General features: G+C 63.9%; 9 protein-coding genes. 1 reads left to right on the top strand and 8 read right to left on the bottom strand.

The features are described from left to right. The 7 genes from FJ471_RS35130 to FJ471_RS33280 form a co-directional block, all read right to left on the bottom strand. On the bottom strand, positions 1–216 hold a 216-nt coding region (locus tag FJ471_RS35130), incomplete at its 3' end, for a hypothetical protein (protein ID WP_210242072.1). After that, positions 213–527: an L-rhamnose mutarotase gene (locus FJ471_RS33305; protein ID WP_140810209.1), complete on the bottom strand. Its 315-nt coding sequence runs from the start codon at positions 525–527 to the stop codon at positions 213–215. The genes FJ471_RS35130 and FJ471_RS33305, both read right to left, overlap by 4 nt. A 214-nt stretch (positions 528–741) precedes the next feature. Further along, positions 742–1,770 carry a Gfo/Idh/MocA family oxidoreductase gene (locus FJ471_RS33300; protein ID WP_246684900.1) on the bottom strand — a complete coding sequence of 343 codons (1,029 nt, stop codon included), beginning with the start codon at positions 1,768–1,770 and terminating at the stop codon, positions 742–744. Between the two features lie 14 nt (positions 1,771–1,784). Next, positions 1,785–2,522: a FadR/GntR family transcriptional regulator gene (locus tag FJ471_RS33295; protein ID WP_140810193.1), complete on the bottom strand. Its 738-nt coding sequence runs from the start codon at positions 2,520–2,522 to the stop codon at positions 1,785–1,787. After that, positions 2,519–3,511, bottom strand: a complete 993-nt coding sequence (locus FJ471_RS33290) for an ABC transporter permease (protein WP_140810185.1) — start codon at positions 3,509–3,511, stop codon at positions 2,519–2,521. The genes FJ471_RS33295 and FJ471_RS33290 overlap by 4 nt, the downstream gene beginning before the upstream one ends. Further along, positions 3,508–4,581 (bottom strand): ABC transporter permease, encoded by a 1,074-nt coding sequence (locus FJ471_RS33285; protein WP_140810178.1) that lies wholly within the window; start codon positions 4,579–4,581, stop codon positions 3,508–3,510. The genes FJ471_RS33290 and FJ471_RS33285 overlap by 4 nt, the downstream gene beginning before the upstream one ends. Beyond that, a complete protein-coding gene (locus FJ471_RS33280; protein ID WP_140810171.1) occupies positions 4,581–6,296 on the bottom strand; it encodes a sugar ABC transporter ATP-binding protein in 1,716 nt (571 codons plus the stop codon). The genes FJ471_RS33285 and FJ471_RS33280 overlap by 1 nt, the downstream gene beginning before the upstream one ends. A 195-nt stretch (positions 6,297–6,491) precedes the next feature. Between FJ471_RS33280 and FJ471_RS33275 the strand changes: the two genes are divergently transcribed. After that, a complete protein-coding gene (locus FJ471_RS33275) occupies positions 6,492–6,881 on the top strand; it encodes a DoxX family protein (protein WP_140810165.1) in 390 nt (129 codons plus the stop codon). A gap of 210 nt (positions 6,882–7,091) precedes the next feature. Here FJ471_RS33275 and FJ471_RS33270 read toward each other — a convergent pair. Next, a partial coding sequence (locus FJ471_RS33270; protein WP_140810158.1) for a glycine cleavage T C-terminal barrel domain-containing protein occupies positions 7,092–8,710 on the bottom strand: 1,619 nt, incomplete at its 5' end.

The following is an 8,710-nucleotide window of genomic DNA, read 5'->3' as shown; positions in this document are numbered from 1 at the left end:
GGTCAGCCAATTGGAGCTGCCATCAGCCGCCCGCAGCCAGGCGAAGCCCACGCCCCCGAAAAACAAGCCAAATCCTCTCCCCCCAAAACCATTCACAAACAACACCAGAGAGCCAGCTCCGGAGGTGTTGTTTTTTGTAACCCGCCATTCGTCTCTCGATCTTTTCGATGAGGCTGCAGATGGCGTCTGCCGCACCTGCCGCAGGCGGTCGCTCAATCCATATGGAACTGCTTGGGCAGAAGATAGGGAAACTCAGTCGCCGGATCGATCTCGATACGCATGATGGGTCCCATCCATTCGCCCCACCTGGCGTTGTCGGGATCCCTGGCAAGCCTGGCCTTGGTCGCTTCCAGATCGTCGGTCTCGAAATAGCCGAACAAGGTCAAGCCGTGGCGGAAGATGCTGTAGTTGCGGATGCCAGCCGCCCGCAGCGCCGTCAGCATTTCGGGCCAGATCTCGTCATGACGCCTCTTGTATTCTTCCTCGTAGCCGGGCCGGACTTCGAGCACCCACGCATATCCTGTCATCCGATCTACTCCCTTGCATGAAGCGGTTCAGCACCCGGCGAGGTTCCGGTGTCTCGGGGCGGCGAGGCAGTGCGTTCACCGTTTCACCGCAACGGTCAAACGCCCTATCTCTTTGTTTTTACGCAATTCCGAACGGCAGGCTACGGCGAAGTCGCCGAGCCCAACCGCTCACACTTTTCCTGGGATTGCTCCAGGCGATCGGGACATCCCACGTTCAGCCTCCGGTCTGCTCCAGCCGGCCGCTGCGGGCCGAACGATAGAGGGCATCGAGCGCCTCGGCGACGCGGGCGCCATTCTCGCCGTCGGCGCCGTTGACGATAGGCCGACCCGAGCACAGCGCGACGAACTTGCGGACCGGAAGCGCGCCGTCATAGGTGGTTTGCTCCTGCGTCAGCGCGACGGTCTCGTCGCCGCCGTCGAGCCGCCGCAACTCGAGCCGCGCACGTTCGGTGTCGAAGAACAGACACCCCTCGGTGCCGTAGATGCGCACGTCGACATGCATGCCGACGTGCTTCGGCACGGTCGCCGATCCCGATAGCGACACGGTCGCGCCATTGATCGCGCGCCCCACTGCAGCATCGTAGAGATCGACCCCCGTCTTGGACTTGCCGTCCATGCAGAAGATGCTTTCGAAACGAATATCTGCGACGTAGCACAGCCACGCGAGCGAATGCGACATCTGTCCCCATCCATAGCCGCCTGCCTTGGCGGGATCGGCCCAGGTCGAAGCTGGCGGACGGAAGAGGTGATCCGCGGTTTCCAGCATCGGCTCGCCGGCAAACAGATCGTCCAGCGCCGATCCCATCTGGCAGACGGCGTGACGAACCGTGCCGATGCGTCCCGCGCGCACCATGCTCGCGGCCTTGGCGGAAAAGTCGGTGAAGTTGAGGCTGCAAGGCACGAGCACCTCGCGCCCGGCCTTTTTCGCCGCAGCCGCGATAGCGCGACCGTCAGCGGCCGTGGTCGCCATCGGCTTCTCCACCAGTACGTGGCAGTCTGCCTCGAGCGCGGCGATCGCCGGGGCGGTATGGGCGACGTGCGGCGTCGAAACCATGACGCCATCGAGTGCTTCCCTGGCGAGCATTTCACCGAGATCCGTATAGCGGCCCGCAATCGAAAATTTCTCGCCGACCACCCGCAGCCGATCCGCGTTGAGGTCGCAGATCGCGGCCACCTCCGCATCGGGGCATGACTGGACGGTCGGTATGTGGTTGGTGGTCGCCCACCAGCCGATACCGACCACACCGATCCTCGTCGTCATGGCTCGTATCCGCCTTTGCTGCCCTGGCCGATCGTCGATTTGTAGACGTTGCGCATGTGGCGCGCAGCGGCCGTTGCCGCCGCCTCGGGATCGCGGGCCTTCAGCGCGTCGAGGAGCCTTTTGTGATCCCGAAAGCTCTGCTGCAGCACTCCCTCGGTCTCCGAAGCACGCTTGCGGAACTCCAGTCCGATGACGTTGAGGCTCTGGCCGATGCGCCTGAGGAAGGCGTTGCGGGCGCCCGTCCACAAAAGCTCGTGGAACCTGTAGTCCGACATGCGGAACGCCAGCGCGTCGTGGAGCACGCCGGCCTGCTCGTCGAGGATGGTTTCGAGCTGGCGCAATTCGTCGTCGGTCAGCTGCTCCGCCGCTCGGCTCGCAACGGCGCTTTCGACCAGGCTGCGGGCGTCGTAAAGCTCGCGGATGTTCATCTCCTCCAGCGACAGGAAGAACTGGATCGGTCCCAGAAGGGCATCCGCATCGAGTTCGCTTATGTAGGCGCCGCCGCCTTGGCGGGTGCGCACGACGCCGAGGATCGACAATCCCCGCATTGCTTCGCGGACACTGGGGCGCGATACGTTCAGCGACTGCGCCAGGTCGCGCTCCGGCGGCAGTTGGTCGCCGGGCTTGAGAACGCCGGCCTTGACCATGTCGAGCACCCGGCGAGCCACCATTTCCGCTATCGATTCACGAACGATGGGCTTGTCGAATTCGTCCGCGGCGGCTGTCCGGTTCACGAGACGTCCTCCTTCAGAGGTGCGCGCCGGCCAAACAGCCGCGCGATGTCGATGCGCGGTGCCAGGACCGAGGCGATCAGCAGGACGCCGATGACGCCAGTCTGGATATGACCGGTAATGTTCATCAGAGCCATGCCGTTGCGCAGGTTGAGGACGATGAGGATGGAAAGCAGCGTTCCAACCAGCGTGCCCGCCCCGCCGAAGATGCTCACCCCGCCCAGAAGCACGATGGTGATGATGTCGAGTTCGAAACCGAAGGCGATGTCACCGCGCACCGCGCCGACGCGAGCCGTGTAAAGCAGGCCGGCAAAGGCGGAAATCGTGCCGGATGCGATGAACAGCATCGCCTTGTGCCGAGCCGTGTCGATGCCCGCGAAGTCCGCCACGCTGCGATTGGTGCCGATCACGTAGGTCTTGCGGCCGAATCCGGTCCGATGGAGGATGACCCAACTGATTGCAAAGAGGATCGCGAAAGCGATCAGCGCGAAGGGAACCGGCCCTACGAGGCCTTGCTGCCCCAGCGCGTTGAACCATTCCGGGAAGCCGGAGATGCCGCGATCCTCCACCAGGACGCGCGCCAGTCCCCGATAACCGATCAGCGTCGCAAGCGTCACGACCAGCGAAGGCAGGCCGAACCGGGTCACGAAAAGCGCGTTGAACGCTCCCCCGGCCACCCCGATGAACAGCACAATGACGATCGCGAGCGAGGCCGGGACGCCGCTTTGGAACAGCCAGCCGAAACTGCAGGCCGCGAGGCCCATCATCGAGCCGACCGAGAGATCGATTTCGCCGTTGATGATGACGAAGGTCATGACGAGGGCCACGATGACCTTCTCGATGGAAAGCTGCAGCAGATTGATCTGGTTCGAAACGCGCAGGTAGTCGGGCGACAGCGCGCTGTTGGTCGCCATGATGACGACGAGAGCGGTGAGCAGGAAAAGCTCCCAGCCTTGGATGCGGAAACGACCGAACCCGTTCCGGATGCTCATGGCGCCGTCTCCGCACGCAGTTTCGGACCCTCGCCTGAGCTCTCCTTGTCCGTCTTCTTCCTGGCTGCTTCCCTGCCGATCCGAAGCCGGACGAGGCGCCGCATCACCACGGCGTCCATGGCGACGGACAACAATATCAGGGCGCCGAGCACAGCCTCGCGCCAGAATTCGCTGACGAGATGCCAGCGCACCAGACTTGCCTCGATAAGGTCGACGAGGATCGCGCCGATGAATGCGCCGATCACCGTGCCCGAGCCCCCGAAAATATTGACGCCGCCCAGCACCGCCGCCGCGACTGATTTCAGTTCAAAGCCGAGGCCGGCGACCACGGTGATGTTGCCGAAGCGGGCAAGGAACATGAAGCCGGCCAACCCCGCAAGAGCGCCGCAAAGCAGGAACGCCGCAAACACGGTGCCGGCGACGTTGACGCCGGCCATCTCGGCCGCTTCCGGGTTGGAGCCCACCGCGTAGAAGCGGCGCGCCGGCCTCAGCCTGTTGAGCGCGATGTGGACCAGAACCACGACCGCGAGCGCCATCGCGAAACCGGCCCGGAAATCGAAGCTGCCGATCGAGAAGAGCTGCAGGTTCGGGAAGTCGACCAGCCATTGCGGCAGCTCTTGCGAGGTTATCGACTGGGCGCCCGAATATTCGACCAGCGCCGAGCGGAAGATCGCCATCGTCGCCAGCGTGACGATGATCGAGGGCACGCGTGCATAGGCGACGAGAAAGCCGTTCACCGCGCCCAGCGCAGTGCCGACAAGCGCCGAGTAGGCCACCAGCAGCAGCGGGTTGAGATCGGGGTGTCGCGAAACGAGCAATCCGGCCGCGAAAGCCGCGAAGCCCACGATCGATCCGACGGAGAGATCGATGTTGCGCGTCAGGATGACCAGTGTCTGCCCGGTAGCGACCAGCGCCATGATCGCCACCGAGCTCGTGATCCGGTTGAACATGCGGCCGCTCAGATAGCCGTCGATCTGGGTGGAGAAGAACAGGACCACGAGCAGCAGCACTGTCAGAAGCGCGACGATGCGCAGGGTCTGCGGGCTGATACGGCTGAGCAGCGTCGACATCACCCTGCCATCCTCATGCCCGACTGGCCGGTCGCGAGCGCGATGATGCCATGCTGGGTGGCACCGGCGTTGTCGACGATCGCCATCTGCCGTCCTTCACGCATGACCAGTATGCGATCGCCCAATGCCAGCACCTCCGGGAGATCCGAAGAGATCACCAGTGCCGCACCGCCTTTTGCCACGAATTCGCGGATCAGATCGTGGACCTCGGCCTTGGCGCCGACGTCGATGCCGCGTGTCGGTTCGTCGAAGATCAGGAGGTCGGGCCTCAGGTTCAGCCATTTTGCAAGCATGACCTTCTGCTGGTTGCCGCCTGACAGCAGCCCCACGGCCAGTTCGACGTCCGGCGTGCGGATGTTCAGCCGCTTGCGGTAGGCTTCGGCGGTCTCGCGTTCGCGCTTGCGGTCGAGCATGCCGGCCGGGGAAAGATACTGGGCGAGCGTGGCGAGCGAGATGTTCGAGCGGATCGACATCGACATCGCCAGTCCAAGCTTGCGGCGGTCTTCCGAAACGTAGGCGATCCCCAGATCGATGGCCTGCGCTGCCTTGGTCACGCTTATGGGCGCCCCCTTGTAGGTCATGGTGCCAGAGGTTGCCGGCGCGATGCCGAAGATGGCCAGTCCGACATCCGTGCGGCGCGCGCCGATGAGCCCGGCCATGCACATGATCTCGCCGCGACGCAGATCGAAGCTGATGTCTTCGAAAACGCCTTCACGGCCGAAATCCCGGACCGAAAGCACGACCTCGGAGGTGGCGTGCGACGGAGCCTTTTCAAAATAGTTGCTGACGTCGCGGCCGACCATTTCGGCAATCATCGATTGCGACGTCACCTCGGCGATCGGCCGGGTCGAGATGTGCCTGCCGTCGCGAATGACGGTCACCCTGTGGGCGATCTCGAAGACCTCTTCCAGGCGGTGCGAGATATAGACCACGGCGACGCCCTGGCGCGCGAGATTGGCGGCGACGGCCCGGAGCTGGGCCGCCTCATGCGCCGAAAGCGATGCCGTCGGCTCGTCCATGATCAGCACGCGCACATCCTGGCTGAGCGACCGCGCTATTTCGACGGCCTGCTGTTCGGCCAGCGTCAGCCCGCTGGCGACGCGGTCGACGTCGACATGCATCCCGATGCGCTCTATGAGTTCGCGCGCCTTGCGGCGCAGCTTGCCGCGGTTCTGCAGCCAGCCCTCGCGGGTTGAGCTGATGAAGATGTTCTCGGCCACGTCGAGGTCGGGAAAAACCATCGGCTCCTGGTACATGGCGGCAAGGCCGGCCGCACGCGCGGCCTGGGGGCCGTTGACCAAGGCCGGCCGACCACCGATCTCCAGCACGCCCGACGTCGGCTGATGGATGCCGGTCATGATCTTGATCATCGTCGACTTGCCGTCCTGCACGACATCGATCCAGGCCTCGTCGGACAGGCTGAGCTGGAGCTCGCCTTGAGGCGGGACGGTCACATTTGCCGTGGCGCCGAACGTGCCCGCCGCCGGCGCACGTTCCGGCGGCACCTCGAAGCTGACCGTGTCGACGGCCTCGAGCGAGAAATCGACCGCTTGCCCGACCGCTAGGGCGGCGCCGGACTGCGCGGCGGGCGCCGCCGGGAACAAGGCCTGCTCGCGCGCGACCGGCCATTTGAAGGCATCGCAGCCGGTATCCGCGGCTACGGCAAAGCTGGTGCTGGCAAGGAATGCGAAGAGGCTGATGACGACTTTTCTCATGGCTAAGGGGACTCGCATGGTTGGTGTATGCGCATATCAATACAACTTTAGAGGGATAATTGCAACCATGAAGAGAACAAATACGGGAACTGAAACCATTTCCACTCACCGATTGTTGATGGCAGGCCATGGGAAGTGAGTGGTCCATCGCCGGGCGATAATTTATCGCCGGGCGGGGGTAAAGTGGAGTTTTAGATGAAGCCTTTTGAAAGCCTTGCCCAGTACCGGCCGCAGGCGCTGGGCGTGCTGCGCATCATGACCGCCTTGCAGTTCATCGAACATGGCTCGCAGAAGCTGTTCAACTTCCCGGTCAGCGCCCAGCCGCATGCCCTAACCGGGTTGACGACGGCTGCTGGCATTCTCGAATTCGCCGGCGGCATCCTGCTTGCGCTCGGCCTCTTCACCCGCCCGGTCGCCTTCCTCCTCGCCGGCGAAATGGCAATCGCCTATTTCATGGCGCACATGCCGCGCGACTTCTTCCCCGTCAACAACAGCGGCGACGCGGCGATCTCGTTCTGCTTCATCTTCCTCTATCTGATCTTCGCCGGCTCCGGCGCCTTCGCATTGGACAATCGTCGCGGCTGACAAGCATGCACCGCCAGTGCATGTCGCCCAAAAGTGCCTAAAGCGCGTCGCGATCTTTCAGATTCGCTCCTTGCGCTTTAGGCGTTTGATTTTGCGCATGTCTTTGCCCCGAAACCGGTTCCCACTTTCGGGAGACATGCTTTAGCGGTTTTGGGGTAACGACATGCGCAAAATCAAGAATCTGAAGCGCATCGGCGGAGCCGCGGTGCTTCAGGCGCGCAGCCGCTCGAAATTGGCATCGAACAGCGGCGCGGACTGGATGCGCGCCGCGCGCCGCTTGCCGAGGATCTCGATCTCGAATCCGTCCGGTCTGTCGGCGATCTCCTTCGGCACGTAGCCCATGGCGACCGACTTCTTCGAGTGATGCGCATATCCGCCCGAGGTGACCCAGCCACGCACGACACCGTCATGCCAGATCGCCTCGTCGCCGATCACATCGGCATCGGTGGCGTCGACGATGAAGCTGCGCAGCCGAAGCTTGCCGCCCTCTTTGCGCTCGGTCACCGCTGCCTCCTTGCCGATGAAGTCGGCGTCCTTGCCATAGGCGACGAAGCGATCGAGCCCGGCCTCGACCGGCCCGTAGATCGGCCGGTACTCGCGTGCCCATGAGCCGTAGTTCTTCTCGAGCCGCAGCGCATTGAGCGCGCGAGAGCCGAACAGGCCGATGCCGAATTCCTCGCCCGCAGCCAGCAGCGCCTGGTAGGCGGCGCGCTGATATTCCGGCGCCACCCAGATCTCGTAGCCGAGATCGCCGGTGTAGCTGACGCGGCCGACGAGGCACGGCGCCATGCCGATATCCATCCGCGCAACCGCCATGAAGGGGAACGCCGCGTTGGAGACATCGGCGCGGGTGACCTTGGCGAGCACCTCCCGCGCCTTCGGACCGGCAATCGCAAGGCCGGTGAGCTTCTGCCCCAGCGCCTCGATCCGCACCGAGCCATCCTTGGGCAGATGCGCCTCGAACCACCGCATATGGTACTGCTCGGCAATGCCGGAGCCGGCGATGAACCACTCTGCGTCGTCGATATTGGCGAGCGTGAAATCGCCGATCAGCCTGCCGTCATCCTTCAGCATCGGCGTCAGCGTCATGCGGCCACGCCTGGGCAGCCTGCAGGCAAGCATGCGGTCGAGCCAGGCCGCCGCGCCCTCGCCCGTCACCTTGTATTTGGCGAAGTTCGAGATCTCCGACAGGCCGACGCCATTGCGCACGGTTGCGACTTCCTTGGCGACATGCTCGAAGTCGGTCGAGCGCCGCCACGAGAACTCGTCCTTGACGCCTTCCGGCGCATACCAGAGCGGCACTTCCAGCCCATAGGACACGCCCCACTGCGCACCCCTGGCGGCAAGCGTGTCGTAGACCGGCGTCGTCTTGAGCTGGCGCCCGGCCGGCAATTCCTCATTCGGGAAGCGGATCGAAAAGCGCCGCGAATAGTTTTCCCGCACCTTGGCATTGGTATAGGCCATCGTCGCCCAGTCGCCGTAGCGCGCCACGTCCATCGCCCAGATGTCGGCGCCCGGATCGCCCTCGATCATCCAGTTGGAGAGCGCCAGCCCGACGCCGCCGCCCTGGCTAAAGCCGGCCATGACGCCGCAGGCAACCCAGAAGCCCGGCAGGCCGCGCACCGGGCCGACCAGCGGATTGCCGTCCGGCGCGAAGGTGAAGGGGCCGTTGATGATCTGCTTGATGCCGGTCTTCTGAAAGGCGGGGAAATGGCGGAAGCCGACTTCCAGCGACGGCGCGATGCGGTCGATGTCCGGCTCGAGCAGCTCATGGCCGAAATTCCAAGGTGTGGTGAACTCCGACCACACCTTGTTGGCCTTCTCATAAG

The sequence above is a fragment of the Mesorhizobium sp. B2-7-1 genome, from assembly GCF_006440735.1.
GTDB lineage: Bacteria > Pseudomonadota > Alphaproteobacteria > Rhizobiales > Rhizobiaceae > Mesorhizobium.
The sequence above is the reverse complement of the archived record's forward strand: the minus strand, read 5'-3'. Positions and strand labels throughout refer to the sequence as shown.